The organism is Streptomyces cahuitamycinicus (assembly GCF_002891435.1).
Lineage (GTDB): Bacteria > Actinomycetota > Actinomycetes > Streptomycetales > Streptomycetaceae > Streptomyces > Streptomyces cahuitamycinicus.
Genome location: NZ_POUC01000035.1, coordinates 1 through 16222, shown reverse-complemented (window position 1 = coordinate 16222; position 16222 = coordinate 1). Strand labels below are relative to the sequence as shown.

Sequence of the window (16222 nt, the reverse complement as noted above, 5' to 3'; positions counted from 1 at the left end):
TCCGCTCTCCCGCCTCACCCGTCCGGGGGCGCCCCTGACGGCCACCGCGCCGGATCAGGCTCCGACGTGGATGTGCGCGCTCCACAGCGCCGATGCCCCGGGCCGTTGCGCACGCATCCGGTCGATCGCGTGGTGCAGCGCGTGGGCGGCCCGGTCGACCGGGCGGGTGGTGGCCGTCACCGCGCACGCCTCTTGGTAGAAGGCCGCCGCGATGCGCCGCGCCGCCGAGTCCTGGACCGGCCAGAGGGTCCCGACGACCCCGATGAACCCTGCGAGCAGAAAGGCGGAGGTGATGTGGACGGACTCGTCGGTGAACCGGGCGGTGGTCTCGGTCGTGCTGCAGGCCGAGAGATAGGCGAGTTCGGCGTGGGCGAGGTCGAGCCGGGAGACGGCCGCCACATCGAGTGGGGCAGTCCGGTGGTCGTCGAGGAGAAGCCTGCTGGCCGAGGGGTCCCCGGCGTCGCTGACGCCGTGGCAGGCGAAGTGGACGACGGCGTGGCCGGGCAGGGCGGTGAGCACTGCCTCTCGGGTCGCCTGCGCACCGGTCAGGACTTCCGTGTCCGGCACGGTGTCGGCTATCGCCTTCACTTCCTTTTCGACCCCGTGCAGCGGTGTCTCTCCGGGCGTCTGCGGCATGGCCACGATCAGCGCACCCCGGGGGCCGTCCGGCGGAGTCGGACCGCTGCGCTTCATGTGGCCGAGGGCTCTGACGGTGGGCGTGTAGGAGGAGACGACCCGGTCCATCACCGTCCGGCCCGGCGCCCGGCTCGTCTCCTCGCGGCTGTGGAGACCGGCCGCGTGCAGCGGAAGAAACGCGAACGGGCCGGTCACGCACCACCACAGCCGGGGGCGCCGGTCGAGGGGCTGTGGCTCGGTGTGACCGAGAGCGGACAGCACGGGTTGCGCGACGTGCTCCCATGCCCATCGCAGGACGTCGGAGATGTCCTGACCGTCTTCCAGCTCTTCGCGGAGGGCCGCGGCCTGCTGCGCAACGGTCGATTCCGTGACGGTGGGCAGTGGAACGACCCGCACCGCCCGATCGGGGTCGTCGGTGAGGATCAGTGCGTCGCATCCGTGGAGTCCGGAGTTGATGACGGCCACGGGGCCGGCCGCCGCGTGCAGGCTCAGCTGCGCGATCGAGGGCCGGCCGAGGAAGTCCTCGAAGCCGTTGAGTGCCCGGATACGGGTCAGGAGTTCGTCCCAGCGTCGTTGCAGCGCGATGCGTCGCCGCTGGATCTGCGCGGCCTCGGCCTGCGGCGACGCCGGGAGACCTCCCGCGAGGGCGGTGGGAGCGGCATACGGGAGATGGGACCGCTCGTCCGGCAGGTCCCATCAGTACGCGGGTGGTCTCGAATTCCTGGGCGAGCTGCGGATGCCGCTCGGCGAGCCGGGCGGTCTGCGAACGCGCACCCAGGCGTTCCTCGATCAACACCCCGCGGGCTTGTTCCAGCAGTTCCACCGCCGTTTCGGGTACTCCGGCGGCTGTGGCGGCGCTCGCCGCCTCGGAGCCGAGCCCGGCGATCCTCCCCAGCCCTTGCTCTCGGTCCATGCGCTCCAGCCGCTGCGGAGCCACCCTTGGGAGCAGTTCGACGGCGCTCCGGTAGGCGTGAAGCGCCCTCTCCCGCTCGCCCAGGGCGTATTCCGCACGCCCCAGCAGGCGATAGGCCGTCACCTGTTGCCAGGCGAGGGCGTGCGGCATCGCCGTGATCGTGTCCGCGCGGTCCCGGGCTTCCCGGAGCACCTGTGGGTCGCCGTCGTGCTGGTGCGCGTGCAGGAGGGCGAGGACGAGTTCGATGAGGTGATCGGCTTGGTGGAGACCGTTCGGGGTGGTCTCTGCGGCCACCTGCCGGGCGGTCCCGACGAGCTGGTCCAGCAGCGCTGGGGTGGGGTCGCTCTCGTACTCGGCCCTCAGCGCCTTGGCCAGATTGCTCAGGAACAGGGCGCGCTGGGGATGGTCGTCCCCGGCGACGTCGCAGGCTCGTGTGGCCTCGGCTCGTGCCTCGGCGAGCGCGCCTGGGTCACGGGTGGTCAGGTACCGCATCATCATGGCCATGCTCAGGGCGTTGTGGAGGGCGGGGAGCAGCGATGTGTCCGCTGTCAGGTTCAGTGCTCGGCGGGCGGTGTCGATCGCCTCGGTGAGGTCGCTCTCCTCGCCGCCGCGCAGGTGCAGTTCCAGGAGTGTGCTCACGAGCGTGTGGAGGACCGCCGGGGTCAGGATGTGGCGGGGTGGCATGGCTTGTGCCGCGAGCCGTGCCGCGCGGACCGCGGCACGGAGTTCGGCTGTGTGCCCCGATCGTCCGTAGCTGGTCAGCATGGCGAAGGCCAGCGTACTCGCGTGGGGCCCCCGGTTCGTGTCTCCGGGCGGTGTGCTGCCGAGGGCCTGCTCGGCGGCCTCGACGGCGGCGTGCAGTGTCGCGTCGTCCGATGTGGCCCGGTGCAGGGCCAGCCGTGCCGTGGCCAGGGTGTGGAGTGCGTGGCTGCGTGCGCCGGCCTGCTGCCGGGATGCTACGGCCGCCTGCTCGGCGTGCAGGGCGGCCTCACCTGCCGCGGCCGTGTCGCCGGTGGCCTGGTAGCGGGACAGCAGGGTGTTGGCGAGGATGATCAGCGCGTTGCCGTGCTGTGGGTGGCCTTCGCCGGTGGCTGTCACCGCTTCTCGTCCGGCGGTCTCCATAGCGGCGAGGTCGCTCGCCTCTCCGGTGCGTTCGAATTCCAGGCGGAGCACGACGGCGAGCGTGCAGAGGAACCATCCGCGGTAGGGCGTGCCTTGCGGGTCGGCGACCGCTTCACGGCTCGCCGCGATGGCTTCTCGCAGCGCCTGTACGTTGCCTGTGATGGTGTACTCGAGTCGCAGCGTTCCGCTCAGTGTGTTGAGTACGGCGGCGCGCAGGGGGTGTCCTGTGGGAGCCTGCTCCAGTGCTTGGCGGCTGAGGGCCGCGGCCTCGGCGAAGTGGACGGAGGCACCGCTCCGCTGCGCCTTCGTGCGTGCTGCGAGGGCTCGCTGTTCGAGTAGCTCCAGCTGTGTCGTTGACATGTCATTGTCGCCTTCGTGAGCCGGTCAGGCTTGGGCGTCTGCGCCGTGATGAGCGGTCAGTAGCTGTCCGTCGTAGACCCCCGGCCCCCCGCGTCCACGACCTGCTGAGCAGCTTGCGCACACCCGCTCCTTTCCAGGGCGAAGGCGAGTGCCGCGCCCGACGCCGCCATTTCGGGGCCGGGCTCGAGGCCGGAACGCCGGGCGCTCTCGGCGCCTCGCTCGGCACAGGCCGCCGCCTCGCCCACGTCGCCGAGTAGCAGGAGCAGCCGGGACTGGTTCCACAGTTCTTCGGCATGTCGCAACCGGTCCCGTGGGGCGTGGCGTTCGGCGAGGCCGTCGCAGATGGTCCGGGTGTCCGCCAGGTCCCCGGCGGCGTCGACGATGATCCGTGCGAGGTGGCGCCGCAGGTCTTTGGACTGGTAGGTGCTCAACGTCTCCATGAATGAGTCGACGATCTTGGGCACCGATCCCCAGTGGACGGTGTCGAGGTCCGCCACTACCTCTCCGCCCGACTGTGTGAAAGTGAGAGTCAGCCGGCCTTTGACCGCGGGGTCGCCGAAGGCCGAGACCGTTCGTTCCCGCTGTGTGAAGATGCCCTGCACCTGGGCGGACCCGCTCTTCCCCGACTTGGTCACGGTGCCTGTCACCAGGGGTGCCAGGACCAGCAGGTCGCAGACGTAGTGATGGCGCCGATGGAGCGGCCCCACCCCGTGGTCAAGGGTGAATTCCGCTCGTACCGGAGCGAGCGATCGCCGCCGGCCGGTGCTCGAGCTCAGCCCGTCAGCCACCAGATGGCCCATGCCATCGCCAGTGCCAGTGTGACGGCCAGGATGAGGAGCTGCGGGCTGCGGTACCTGCTGGCGTCCCGGCGGCCCACCGGGATCGGTGCTTTTCCCCCGCTCACCGCCGTCGCGGCGGCAGAGCCTTGCGAGAGGCTCACCACTCGTGCCATGTCGCTGTCGTGCAGCAGGACGGCCACTTCCAGGGACAGCGCCTGGGCCATCCGCCATGCGCCCTCGGTGGTTCCGAGGGCATGGGTGGTGAAGGCGATGCCGGGCCGGGAGTCCTGGAGCAGGCGCAGTGCCCGGATACGGAACGCCTCTCGCGCTCCTGGGTCCTGGATTCCGCCCGCCCAGGAACCGCGCCGGTCGTTGCCTCCGGCTGTGTCGTCCGGTGCCGCGGAGGCCCCTTCACGCACCGCGGCGAGCAGACGGCGCTCGACCTCCTGCGGGGAGCCGTCGTGGGACGCGCTGTCCGCGCTCCCGGTACCCGCGAGCCAGGCGTCGACATAGTCCGCGTCGTAGCCTTCGTCGAGGGCTCGGCCCAGTCGCTCCCGTGCCTCGTCCTCGAGACCGCACCGGATAAGCCAGGTGGCGAGTCCCGGATCGTCGTGCACCTCGTCCACGACGACGGTGTAGCGGATCCGGGTTCCGATCACATCCCGCCGCTGCGACGGGATCCCGCTCAGCAGCAGCCCTGTCGTCCGCCGGTCCCGGCGGCTCACGACGAGCTCCTCGGCATCCAGGAAGAGCCAGCTGCCGACGGTCTCCCACCACCGGTCGGGCGGCGACTGACCGAGGAAGGCGTAGTCCATCCTCCGCAGCGTGCCCCGCGTCATCACGTAGGCGTGCATCCCCCGGCTCACCACACTTCCACTCGGGGATCGGACGGGGTCGCGGCGATCCTGCGCAGTGCGCCGGCCAGTTGTTCCCTGTGCAGTTCGGCCTGCGTCAAAGTCCGTCGGCTGTCGAGCCGGGTCATCCTGTTGGCCCGGGCCTCACCGGAGAGGTAGAAGTCGACGGCTCCCCAGAAGCCCTTCCTCTCGGCCTTGCGTGCCAGGGCCGTGTCGTACGTGGAGCGGGCGAGGACCGCCCGCTGCCGTTCCGCGCGATCCTGGCCGGAGATCACACACCGGCACAGTTCCTGAATCACGGTGCCCGCGGCCTTCACCTTCACCTTGGGCGGAATCTCACGGAAGCGGTAGTGGCCCTGGAAATCCAAGGTGGCCTCTCCCTCGGCGCCTGTCTCTTCGATCCACTGCCCTTCCATCAGGTCCACGCAGCCATAGGTGTCGACGGGGGCATAGATCACCCTGATCGTGCGGTGCTTGGACTCCTCCTGCACGATGTCGAGCATCGACCGGTACTTCTCCCGCACCAATTGCCGCAGCCGTGCCGCGTCACGGCCCTTTCCGCCGTTGTCGTCGAAGTACTTTTCGCACTTCAGCGGGGCGATCACCAGCACGGCCGGTTCGTCGCGGTGGGCGGGGAGGTTGCGTGCCCGGGCCCATTTGCGGGCCATCGCCTCGACGTCCTCGAAGCCGAGCAGATCGGCCACCGCACGGCGCTGGGCGGGGGTGACCGCCTCCATCAGCACGGCCGCCTCCACCGGTACCAGGAGCATGAGGCTCTCGGTGATGTGGGCTTCGCAGTCCGGCCAGCTCTCCTTCGCCTTGGGCCGGCTGCTGCGCTCCACGGGATCCAGCCATGCCCCGGGGTAGTCGAGGATGCTGAACGGGATGCCCGGCAGGCTGTCGCCCGCGGCCCTGAGCCCCACCTCGTAGAGCTGTATGTCCTGGCTCCCGCCCAGGGAGGCGGCGTCGAACTCGCGTGCCTCGACGGCCCGTCGCAGGTCCTTGCGGTTCCTGCGCACCTTCATCTCGGTCTGCTCGTCCAGGATGAGGCTGATCTCCGAGCCGGACAGCATGGTTTCGGTCTCAGCGAGGATGGCGGTGATCAGGGTGGTCTTGCCGACCCTGCTCGGACCCACCATCGACACCTTGAAAGACGGCGTCACCGCCCAGTCCTCTCTACCGCGATGCGCGGACGTTCGTCGGCGATCAAGGTCCGCAGTTCGGCGGCCAGCCGGTGCACCTTGCGCAGCCCCTCCGTCACGGCCTGCGGCCCGGTTCCCTCGTCCGGCCACAACCGGTCCTGGAAGGCGGCCGCGAGGCGCCGGAACTCGGCTTCGGAGGAGTCGGAACGCACGAAGGCGTCCTCGAACTGCTCGCCGTAGGCGAAGAGCACCTGAGCCGTCGTGCCCGGCTCCTGTGCCAGGACCGCCTGGGCGTCGTACGCGGCCTGACGTGCCAACTGGGTGACGCGGTTGAACAGTTCGGCGGCTCCCTCGGCCGTTCGCGGCACCGCGAGAAGGGTGGTGGCCGCGTTGCCGTCGCGGGGGTCGTCCTCCTCCGGGAACAGCACGTCCAGGGCGCGGCGCAGGCGGGGCAGCACCCGTGTGCGGTAGTCGAGGCGGACGTCGAGCGCGAAGTCCAGCGTCTCGGCCAGCGACGGACAGGGATCGGGCGCATCCCGAAGAGCCTCTGCCATGGCGGCCATCAGGTCCTGAGGGCGTGGTCCATGACCGTTGGTCAGGCGCACCATCCGGGTGCCCAGCCCAGCCACCAGGCCGGCCCAGTACTCGTCGCGGCGCTGGAGCAGCAGATCGTCGACCGCGGAGAACCGGCGGGCCATCTCCACCCGTATCCGGTTCAGTTCGGCGGACGCGAAGGGCAGGGATGCCCGGTCGACCCGGAAGCGGCTCAGAGCCCGCTCCTGCCATGCCTCCGGGCCCTCGCCGAAGCCGCCGAGCATCCACTCGCGGACCTCGGCGTGCACCTCGGCGACCCGTTCGAAGAACTCCTCGTCCTCGTAGTCCTTGTCGGCGCGCCCGCGCAGCCCTTCCACCCAGACCTGCAGCGACGCCGCGACCTGAGCACGGAGCGTTTCAGCGCGGGCGATCATCTGCTCCGTCAGTGTCGGAACGGCGAGCGTGCGGAGCGTCTTCGACAACTCGTCCAGGTCCGACCCGATCCGCTCCCCCCGGTCACGGCAGACGGCGATCGCGTCCTCGATGACCACTTCGTCCATACGCGGCAGTGCCGTCGCGAGGTGGTCGAGGACGGGATGCAGCACCTGTTCCCGGACGGCGTCCCCATCCGCTCCGTCCGCCAGGATCACCCAGTAACCGCGGTCCCCGGAGGCGGCGTTGAGACGGTCACGGAGATCGTCGTGGAGAGCCGTGACGTTCTCCGGAAGGCAGGCGCCGGTGTTGACCAGAACCAGCGTGAAGTCCCGCACGTCGGCCACCGCGCAAGCTCGGCCGATCAGTTGCAGTGCGTCGGCGTCCTCCCTGGCCCACATGGCGTTGGTGTCCGTGGGGCGTTTGACCACGATGGCGAAGTCGATGTCGTTGCGCAGGCCGGCCAGGTGGTGTTCCTCGGCGTCGGGGGTGAGTTCGCCGAGTCCCGGCAGATCGACCAGTCCCAGCGCGGTGACGTCCTCGATCGGGAAGGCGCACGTGATGGTCGCGTCGCGAACCGCAAGATAGAGCCGCCGATCGGGCTCCGCGTCGGCCTCCGGATAGGCGACCCAGTCGCGGATGTCCGCCAGATCCACGGTGCGGATCTCGCCGGTGAGGTAGGCGCGGTACGACGGCAGCGCCTGCTGTGCCTCACGCAGGCGTGCCAGCATCGGCCCCAGCGTGGGCCGGGCCGCACCCTCCGCGGCTTCATCGTCGATCACTCGCGGATAGAGGTGACGGGCGAAGGCCGACAGATCCCTCGGCGCCGGGCCGAGGCCCAGTTCCGCATGATAGGGAGCGATCACCTCCTCCAGGAACGACCGTTCCGTGTGCATCGTCAGACGCGCTCCACGGTCCGTGAGGGAGTGGTAGATCTTGCTGCGGACAGCCGTGACGGGCTGTCCCCGGCCGCTGGGTATCTGCCGGTCGTCCAGGCCCGACAGGGACTGGAGCAAGGTGCTCTTCCCGTTTCTGGCCCGGCCGCTCACGCCGAGGTTGACCGTCCCCCGGTTGACCCTGCTCCGTACGGTGCTCAGGGTGTCCAGGCACTCCCCTGCCGCCTTGGCCATCCCCGCGGGATCGAGCGATGCGAGGAGGCCGGCAGCCGTACTGCCCGGCTCGGTCGCCCGGATACCGGCGACCGCGTCGCCCAATTCCTCGGTCACCCTCAGGATGTGCCGCCATCGGTCCAACTGGGCGTCGACGGCCGGAAGATGTTCACGCCTCCTGCGCAGCACCGCATCAAGGCGCTCCCCGTTGTCACTCACCACTCAACAACCCCCTGGTGCCCCACTCTTGCCCCCGGAACCGCCGTCAGGCGCGCCTGTCCCCCAAGAACGTGACTTACCCCGGGAGTTCGATTCGAATGGTCAAACTACCCAAGAAGCCGGGCATCCGATCGTGATTTCAGCGCTTCGTTCTCTTCCTGGCCGATCATGACTTCACAACACCCTAAAGATGATCTCCATAAGCACCAAAAACGACTCAACCGAACAGCTTCTTTACCCAAATCGCTTTTCATCAGTCAAACAAACGAGCCCTCACACCAAGCCTGACGTAGACGATTCTCCGCAGCTCTCCGGCGGAGCCCTTGAAACGAGCGCCGATCGCCGCAGGGCAGGGCTCACGCCCCCCCTCGCATCGCCCGGTCAGGCCCCGGCGTGCACAAAGGCTCCCCACAGAAACGGGGCCTGCGGCATCCGGTCGCGCAGCTTGCGCACTGCCCGGTGCAGGGCGAACGCGGCCCGGTCGCTGTCGAAGACTCCTTCTCGGCGGAGGAGAACCAGACGAGGGCGGCGCCGCGCCCCTGTCCGTCCTGTGCTGCGGGCCCGTTCAGCCTGCGCGCCATCTCTGCGAGCAGGTCCGGCTCCCCCGTGTTCGTGTCCATGCCCCTCCCCCGGGTCGGCGATCACCGTCGTTCCGTTGTTCGGACCCACGCACGGGAACCGGAGCGGCTGCCCCGACGTATAGATCTGTGTCGTGACGGATACGCTAAGTGAAGCGTACGGGGTCGAGGGGGATCGGTGACCGGTCAGCAGATGATCGACGACGAGACGCGGACCGATGTGGTGGAGGTCCTCGGCGATCTGCTCGAATGGCAGCTCTCACCCCAGCGTTGGGACCGGGTGCAGGCCCTTGTCGAAGCACTCGCCGACGCCCTGGCGGCCGGTGACGGCGACAGCGTACGCGCCGTCACCGCCGAACTCGAGCTGTCCGGGCCGGTGCGGATCACCAGGATCGGCGCCGACCCGGTGATTGCGGCCCCGCCCCACACCCGGGACCAGGCAAATCATCTGGTCCACTCGCTCGGCGTCCCGCCGCCGCATGATGCGAAGCCTGGTGGCGGCACCGTCACGCCGGGAGGTGACGATGGCGACGGACCCAGCCAGGACTCCCATTGATCAGGAACTCGTCGTCCACCTCTACACAGCACTTGACGGACCGCAGGCCGCACAGGGGTACGAACTGATCCGCCGCATCTGGGAGCGCTGCCGGGACGAGCTCGGCATGGACCAGCCGATCGCCGGCACGGGCCTGCCGGCCACGCTGCCGCCCGACCCCAAGTCCCTCGTTCCGGGAAGGCCCGCGGCGGCTCAGGAGCACCCCACGGCAGACTTCCAGGCGGTCGTGCGGCGCGAGCACGACGTGGTCAACCTGTCGGTCGCGCTGGCCGCGCCGCTTGGGGCCACCTCCAGGCGCCTGCGCATCGGCTCGGCGTCGCCCCCCGGCTGGGTGGAGTTCGACCGGTGGTGGGCCGGGCTGACGGCCGACGGCACCGAAGCGGTGCTGGGCGAGACGCGTGTGTACCAGGCGAAGTTCGTAGGCACGGACGTCCCGCCGCTCGACCTCGCGGCAGCCGAGGTCCGCCGGGCCCTTCCCGACGGCGACAACGCTCCGTACTGGTGGCAGCGGGGCTGGACCACCGAGCAGGGCTTTGCCGTGTGGGAGCTGTCTCCGGACGACAGCGGGGCCCGACGACGCATCGTCGCACTGGCCTCACAGGACCAGGACGCACAGCTCAGCGCCTGGACGTGGAGCCAGGGGCAGCCCGACATGCCACCCTTGTGCCGCTACTCCATGCACGCGGCGAAGCTGCGCTACCAGGCGCGGATGCCGTGGACATCGAGGGATACAGTCGCCGTACTTCCCTGGAACAGAGTGATCTTCAGGACCGGCTCGCCCTTCTTGTCCGGCAGGTCCTCGGAGGGCTGGGCATCTCCCTGGAGGAAACCGACCACCAAGGGACGGGAGACGGGATGAACGTCTTCCTCCCGGCCGGGGCGGAACTACACCGCGCGCTGCCCCACGTACTCTGTTCCTGGCAGGACCAACTCGGCGCCGACAACCACCGCTTCCGCGACCGGATGCGCCTGCGCCTAGCCACCGTCGTAGGACCGGTCGGAATCGCCGCCGTTGGCTTCTCGGGCAGCACCATCGTCAAGGTCAGCCGCATGCTCGACAGCGCGGTGCTGCGCACTGCTCTCCGGGACAATCCGCAGGTCGACTACGCCGCCTTGGTCTCCGAACCCCTCCACGAGTACGTCGTCGGGGAAGGCTATCCGGGGCTGGATCCGGAGGAGTTCCGGCGTGTACTGGTCGAGTTCAAGGAGTACGAGGCATACGCCTGGCTGTGGCTTCCAGCCTGATGTCGGAAGTATCACCGAGGCACGAAGGGACCAACATGGCGCTCAGAACGCGACGTCCCCAGACGTCCATGCCGCGGATTCCGCTGCCGCCAGCGTCCGCGGTGGACAACGCCTGGCGAACGCTCCAGATCGTCACCGACTGGATCAAGCATGCCGAAGCCAAGGCGGCGGTGACGCTCACCGCGGCGGGAGTCATCGGCGGCATCCTGTACAGCCTGGTCAGCACCGCGCCCCCTCGCAACCTTCCCTTCGACCTCGCCGCGTCCCTGTGCACTCTGTTGACCGCGGGCTCGGCGATGGCCACCGGCATGGCCTTGCGCCCGCGGAGGAAGAACATCGGACAACCACCCAACCTGTTGTTCTTCGAACACGTGGCCCGCACGTACCGTTCCCCCGAGGACGGGTACACCGAGGCGCTCTCACGCCTCCTGGTGGACGATAGGACACTGACCGCCGCCGTCGCCGAACAGATCTGGGCCAATGCCCACGTCGCCCGCCGTAAGTACTTCTGGAGCGGTGTCGGTACCCTCCTACTGCTGTTTGCCCTCGCGGCCGTGGCCCTGACCGCAGCCCTCAGTGTGCTCGGCGATGCGACGTGAGCTGATCGCCAGGACGGCATCACGACGTCGAAGCGTGGCCTGCCTTCTCAGCGGAGCCCGCTTCGCGTCCGTGGGCGGTCAGCACAGCGAGTTGTCCCCCGGGCTGGCCACTTTCATCCTGGATGTGTCTGTCGGCTCCAGGGCAGAACAAGACCCGGACCATTCGCGGCCCGAAGAGCTCCGAAGTACACAACCCACGAGCCGCCCGCCCACGAGCGCGGCGATCCGTCGATACCCGTGAGTAGCGCCGAACCGTCGGCAGCGCTGGGAGAGCTCTTCGATCTGATGGCTGCCCTGAACGAGTCCGTATCACGAGCGAAGGCTCCTCGCGGAAGGAGGCCGGTGGCGATGGGACGTCCGCGGAAGGATCCACGCGACCCGGTGATGACGCTGCGGGATGCCGGGCTCGAACCACTGGAGCCCTATCCGGGAAGCAATAGAGGCGCTGGTTCCCGGCTCTCCCTCCGTGAACGGGGGCGTCTGAGACACTAGGACGGTGATGCCTCAGATGCAAGAGGCTCCGCCTCCGCTGCCCCCGGACGAGCCGGTGCTGCGCGCCGCGGTCGCGATGTTCCTGCGGGTCGGCTGGATCGACGCACGGGCGCTGGCTGCCGAGGCAGGCATCGGTCGCGCCACCCTGTACCGGCGTTACGGCGACCGCGACCGCCTGATCGGCGAGGCGATCTGGGCGATCGCCACAACCGAGTTCGCCCAGATCTACCCCCGGAGTCGCGGGCAAGGTGCCGACAAGGTCGCCGACCTCGTCCACGCCATGCTGTCCACCAGCGCACAACTGCCGGCCATGCGTCGGTTCGTCGCCGAGCACCCCGACACCGCACTACGGGTGATGACCTCGCGTGACGGCGTCATCCAGGACCGCATAGTCGAGACCGTCAGCCGGCTCATCCAGTCCGAGATCGGCGAACCCGACGACATCGACGCCCCGACCCTCGCCTACGCCGTCGTCCGGGTCGCCGAGTCCTTCTACTACCGCGAGCTCCTCACCGGGCAGCCCACCGACATCAGCGCCGCCACCACCATCATCCGCAGACTCCTGCGCTGACCGGCCGACCTGACGACGCTCGACCACGCGTGCGCTGCAGAGGCCAGGCAGGATTCGGACGGACCGGAAGGCCCCGCCGTCTGTGGGCTCGGTGGCAGGACCACGAAGCCATGGACCGTCCACTCCTCCCGTTGTCCTTGAACAGGGGCTGTTCTGGACACCGCTGCGAGCGCAACACGGAGGCTAGTCCTGGGTGAGCAGGTAGGCCCGGCCCGGGTCGAAGGAGACCTCGACGTTGGTGCCTTCGGCCAGCGCCCCCCGTGGATCGACGCCCGGCCCGGTGACCGTGATGGTGCCGCCGGTCGTCTCCACCTCGTAGTCGATCGTAGGACCGTGGAACGTGGAGCGCAGCACCACGCCGACGCCGGTGCCGGCGTCGGTGACCGCGGAGAGCCGAGCCGTTTCGGGGCGCACCATCAGGTACGCGCCGGTGCCGCCGGCGGTGACCTTGGGGTGCGCGGCGACGGTGAACTGTCGGCCGAGCGCGGTCACGGTGGCCCTGCCGTCCGACCGACACGTCCACCTTCTCCATTCGCGGTGTGAACAGGCCCGCCTCGATCTTCGCCTGAATGAGCAGGCTCTCGCACAGCGAGGTGACCTGCGTCGACTGATGGGCAGCGACCTGTAGCAGGCGCTCCTGCGCCGACGTCAGCGGGCCCGGAGTCCCTTCCCTCAGCAGATCCACCGCGCCTTTGATCATGCTGAGCGGCGTACGCAACTCATGGCTGAGCGCGGCCACCTGCTCCGCCCGGCGTTCCACCACGTGCTCCAGCTGAGCCAGCTCCACCACCCGGGCCGCGGCGGTCCGGCGCATCCGTAGGTACGTCAGCAGGAGACCGGCACCCGCACCACCGAGCGCTGCCATCGGCAACCACCAGACGGTCACCACGGCATGTCCTCCTCAGGTCCGCCCTCGCGCACGCCGCTGGGCGGTCCCGTGCATTGTGCATGGCATCAACCGTCACGAAAATCGCCCCGCTGCCCGACATTTCGGGGGCACGGTCAGGTCAGGACCCGGTTTCGAGCGCGGTCCCATCAGCGTCTGCCCCGGCAACGGCATGGACGAAAACAGACGAAGAACCTGCTGGTGTCGTACTCGCCGAAGCGGTTGGGCTTCTTCTAGGCGCAGAAGAAGGGCGCCTGGCCGGGCAGATACCCCAGGCGACGGTTCGCGTGATGACGTCCTGGGCGGGGAACTTGGCGTGGTCGCGGCCCGCATCGCGGCGACCATCACGGGGTTTCGAACAACACCGCCTGGTTCTTGCCCGCGGTTTTGGCTCGGTACAGGGCGATGTCGGCGTCCCGCAGCGCTTCTGCCGGCGCGGTCGGCCTGGTGATGCTCCGTGCTCCGATGCTCGTCGTCACGCGGACCGAATGGCCACGGTCGAGGATGAAGGAGTCCCTGAAGGAGTCGAGGATCCGCCTGGTGTAGTCGCAGAGTACGCTGGCATCCACGCCTTCCGCGAGGAGTGCGAACTCGTCCCCGCCGAGCCTGGCCACCATGTCCTGCTCGCGGACCCTGGCCGTCAGCCGCCGGGCGACGTCGACCAGCAGTTCGTCGCCGGACGGGTGACCCAGGGTGTCGTTGACTTCCTTGAAGCCGTCGAGATCGAGCATCAGCAGCGCGGCGGGGAAAGAGGCGGAGCACCGGCTGAGAGCGAACTCCAGGCGCTGGTCCAGCAGCGCTCTGTTGGCCAGCCCCGTCAACGGGTCGTGGGTCGCCTGATAGCTCAGCTGCTTCTGGAGCTCTTCTTGCTCTCGCAATGATGCCGCGAGGTAATGCGCCTGTGTCCGCGCTTCGGTGGCCCTGCTCTGGGCGTACTGGGCGAGGAACGCGATGCGCAGCACCAGCAGCAGCGAAAGGGTCGCCAGCATGCCGACGATCACCGTGATGTCCGCGGGCTGGCCCCGGATGTCCCCGACATTGGCCAGCACGATCAACGGCCCCACCAGGATGAGGGCGATCAGGATCGACAGTCGCTTCCGGGGCATCCTTTCCTTTCCGTCCGACAGTTGTGTCGACCAGCCGACGGACGGGTGCAGCGCCGCAGCCCCCAGCAGGAGGGACGAGACCATCCACCCCACCTCGGACACATCCTCCGCGATCGCGGTCCCGGTCGTGGCCATCGTTCCGTAGTAGAGGCCGTCGGCGGCGAGGAGGACCAGTAGCCATCCGCTGCACAGAAGAATCGAGGGGGTCCGCTTGCCGGTGGTGAGCAGCAGCCGGGCGGCCACGGACAACAGCACCAGGTCGGCGACGGGATAGGCGATGGACACCGCGAGCGGCCACGCGGACAGCTCGCTGCGCAGGTAGGGGGCGATGATGAACGCCCACGACAGGATGCCGAACCCCAGCGTGACGATTCCCGCGTCCAGCCACCCCGCCCAGTGCAGGCGGCCTGAATGCTGCCGGGCCAACGTCACCAGCCCCGCCGCGAACAACAGGTAGCTGCCCAGGTAGAGAATGTCGGCCACACCCGGGAACGGAACCTCTGCGTCGCGGACCTGGTACATGCCCCAGATCGCGTCCGCCACCGCGTACGGCACCATTGCCGCCGCGAAGAGGAGCCACGGGAGGAACGACGGCGGCCTGTTCCTGATCACTCCGCCTGCGATGGCGAAGACGACCGAAGCGGCTATCACTACGGGCAGCATGTAACGCGCCGCGGAGGCGGTGACCAGATAGACGACGATCATCACGGCCCCTGCTGCCGCATACACCCAGGCCGTCGCATCACGGCGGGCGGGCAACAAGACTTGCATCTTGCCCACGGGCTCTCCTTCCCTCCGGCCCCTACGCGCGCCCGGGAGGCGACGTCCGGGCGGCTCGTCAGCCGGGTTCGCGGCCTGGAGGGTGAGAGCGGACCGTCTCCAGGGTGCGACAGGTCCGGTCGAGTTCGTCCTGGAGGCGGGGAGCGGCCTGGGCCAGTGAGGTCGGCTCTCCGGACCGCGCGTGCTCTTCCAGCTCCTCGCAACGGGCGGCGAGGCCCACGGCGCCTATGTTCCCGGCAGCGCCTCTGAGGCTGTGAGCCTGGTCTGCGATCTCCTGCGAGTCGTGGCGGTCGAGCGCGTGGAAGAGCGCGCTGGTCATCTCAGGGGCCCGGACGAGGAAGTGGTCCACCAGCCTGTCCACCAGTTCGTGCTCGGCCGGGCTGCCGATGCCACGCAGTTCGTCCAGCCGCTGCTCGATGGAGACGCGCAGGTCCTCACTGCCCGCCTGTGGTGGGGTGAAGTGGACCCAGCGCGCGAGGGCTTGTTCCAGCTCGTCGGCGCTGACGGGTTTGGAGACGTAGTCGTCCATGCCCGCGGCCATGCACCGTTCCCGGTCCTCGGCGAGGACACCGGCGGTCATGGCGATCACCGGCAGGTGACCGTGGTCCCGTTCCCGGCGGCGCAGTTCGCGGGTGGCGGTATAGCCGTCCATACGGGGCATCTGGCAGTCCATGAGCACAGCCTGATAACTGTGCTCCTGGGTCATGAGCAGGGCTTGGGCGCCGTCGGCGGCGGTGTCCATGCTGTAGCCGAGCCGGGTGAGCAAGCCCTGGGCGACCATCTGGTTGATCTCGTTGTCCTCGACCAGCAGGAGATGACCCCGGTGGGCGGGCTCGGGCGCGGTGGGGGGGTGCGCTGCCGGAGCCGCCGCGGCCACCGGCGATGGCCGGGTGGCGAGTTCGACCAGGGCGTCCAGGAGCCGGGACTGGTGGACGGGCTTGGACAGGCTGCGGGCGATGCCGGCCGCATGCAGCTCTGCGGCGGGCGGCTGGGGGCCGGAGGTGAGGAGCAGCAGCTGTACTCGGGCGAGGTTCTGGTCGGTCGTGATCCGGCGGGCGAGTTCCAGGCCGTCCATGTCAGGCATGTACATGTCGACAATGGCGAGGGTGAAGGGGCGCCCTGCGGCCTCTGCCTCGTGCAGGGCCACCAGGGCCTGAGGGCCGCCGGCGACCATGGTCGGCCCGATGTGCCATCTGCGCAGCTGCGTCTCGAGGATCAGCCGGTTGGTGTCGTTGTCGTCGACGACCAGAACCCGCGTTCCGCGAAGGATGTCGGGGTGCGGTGAGGCCGGGGGCCTGTCTCTTATACA

General features: G+C 69.1%; 14 protein-coding genes and 1 pseudogene. 6 read left to right on the top strand and 9 right to left on the bottom strand.

Translation table 11 applies throughout. From position 1 onward, the window contains the following. Positions 1 to 54: 54 nt before the first annotated feature. Positions 55 to 1101, bottom strand: coding sequence for a CHAT domain-containing protein (locus tag C1J00_RS07600; protein WP_180989451.1), 1047 nt, complete (start codon positions 1099 to 1101; stop codon positions 55 to 57). 271 nt (positions 1102 to 1372) lie between these two features. Between C1J00_RS07600 and C1J00_RS44625 the strand changes: the two genes are divergently transcribed. Continuing rightward, positions 1373 to 3010, top strand: coding sequence for a hypothetical protein (locus C1J00_RS44625; protein WP_146046149.1), 1638 nt, complete (start codon positions 1373 to 1375; stop codon positions 3008 to 3010). A 77-nt stretch (positions 3011 to 3087) separates the two neighbouring features. Here C1J00_RS44625 and C1J00_RS07595 read toward each other — a convergent pair whose 3' ends face one another. From C1J00_RS07595 to C1J00_RS07580, 4 genes are all read right to left on the bottom strand, one after another. Then, positions 3088 to 3738 (bottom strand): hypothetical protein, encoded by a 651-nt coding sequence (locus C1J00_RS07595; RefSeq protein WP_102908259.1) that lies wholly within the window; start codon positions 3736 to 3738, stop codon positions 3088 to 3090. A gap of 65 nt (positions 3739 to 3803) precedes the next feature. Beyond that, complete coding sequence (locus C1J00_RS07590) at positions 3804 to 4625, bottom strand: hypothetical protein (RefSeq protein ID WP_146046148.1); 822 nt, start codon at positions 4623 to 4625, stop codon at positions 3804 to 3806. Positions 4626 to 4672: 47 nt separating this feature from the next. Beyond that, the gene (locus C1J00_RS07585) at positions 4673 to 5827 is read right to left on the bottom strand and encodes a hypothetical protein (RefSeq protein WP_102908257.1); all 1155 of its coding nucleotides are present in this window, start codon (positions 5825 to 5827) and stop codon (positions 4673 to 4675) included. Further along, positions 5824 to 8100 carry a hypothetical protein gene (locus tag C1J00_RS07580; protein WP_146046147.1) on the bottom strand — a complete coding sequence of 759 codons (2277 nt, stop codon included), beginning with the start codon at positions 8098 to 8100 and terminating at the stop codon, positions 5824 to 5826. The genes C1J00_RS07585 and C1J00_RS07580 overlap by 4 nt, the downstream gene beginning before the upstream one ends. Positions 8101 to 8856: 756 nt before the next feature. Between C1J00_RS07580 and C1J00_RS07575 the strand changes: the two genes are divergently transcribed. The 5 genes from C1J00_RS07575 (at position 8857) to C1J00_RS07555 (ending at position 12141) form a co-directional block, all read left to right on the top strand. Then, positions 8857 to 9234, top strand: a complete 378-nt coding sequence (locus C1J00_RS07575; protein ID WP_102908255.1) for a CATRA system-associated protein — start codon at positions 8857 to 8859, stop codon at positions 9232 to 9234. Beyond that, a complete protein-coding gene (locus C1J00_RS07570; protein ID WP_102908254.1) occupies positions 9203 to 10093 on the top strand; it encodes a CATRA conflict system CASPASE/TPR repeat-associated protein in 891 nt (296 codons plus the stop codon). The genes C1J00_RS07575 and C1J00_RS07570 overlap by 32 nt, the downstream gene beginning before the upstream one ends. Then, entirely contained in the window at positions 10090 to 10479 is a 390-nt protein-coding gene (locus C1J00_RS07565; protein WP_102908253.1) for a hypothetical protein, read from the top strand. The genes C1J00_RS07570 and C1J00_RS07565 overlap by 4 nt, the downstream gene beginning before the upstream one ends. Before the next feature lie 101 nt (positions 10480 to 10580). Continuing rightward, a complete protein-coding gene (locus C1J00_RS07560) occupies positions 10581 to 11078 on the top strand; it encodes a Pycsar system effector family protein (RefSeq protein ID WP_102908252.1) in 498 nt (165 codons plus the stop codon). Positions 11079 to 11577: 499 nt separating this feature from the next. Further along, positions 11578 to 12141, top strand: a complete 564-nt coding sequence (locus C1J00_RS07555) for a TetR/AcrR family transcriptional regulator (protein WP_245936238.1) — start codon at positions 11578 to 11580, stop codon at positions 12139 to 12141. Positions 12142 to 12324: 183 nt separating this feature from the next. On the opposite strand, the gene C1J00_RS07550 is transcribed toward C1J00_RS07555, so the two are convergent. The 4 genes and pseudogenes from C1J00_RS07550 to C1J00_RS07535 form a co-directional block, all read right to left on the bottom strand. Beyond that, positions 12325 to 12633, bottom strand: a complete 309-nt coding sequence (locus C1J00_RS07550; RefSeq protein WP_102908250.1) for a TOBE domain-containing protein — start codon at positions 12631 to 12633, stop codon at positions 12325 to 12327. A 115-nt stretch (positions 12634 to 12748) separates the two neighbouring features. Next, positions 12749 to 12841 (bottom strand): annotated as a pseudogene (locus tag C1J00_RS48065) (hypothetical protein); the annotation flags it as partial. Positions 12842 to 13371: 530 nt separating this feature from the next. Beyond that, positions 13372 to 14904, bottom strand: coding sequence for a GGDEF domain-containing protein (locus tag C1J00_RS07540; protein ID WP_245936240.1), 1533 nt, complete (start codon positions 14902 to 14904; stop codon positions 13372 to 13374). A gap of 67 nt (positions 14905 to 14971) precedes the next feature. Further along, a partial coding sequence (locus C1J00_RS07535; protein ID WP_146046146.1) for a response regulator occupies positions 14972 to 16222 on the bottom strand: 1251 nt, incomplete at its 5' end.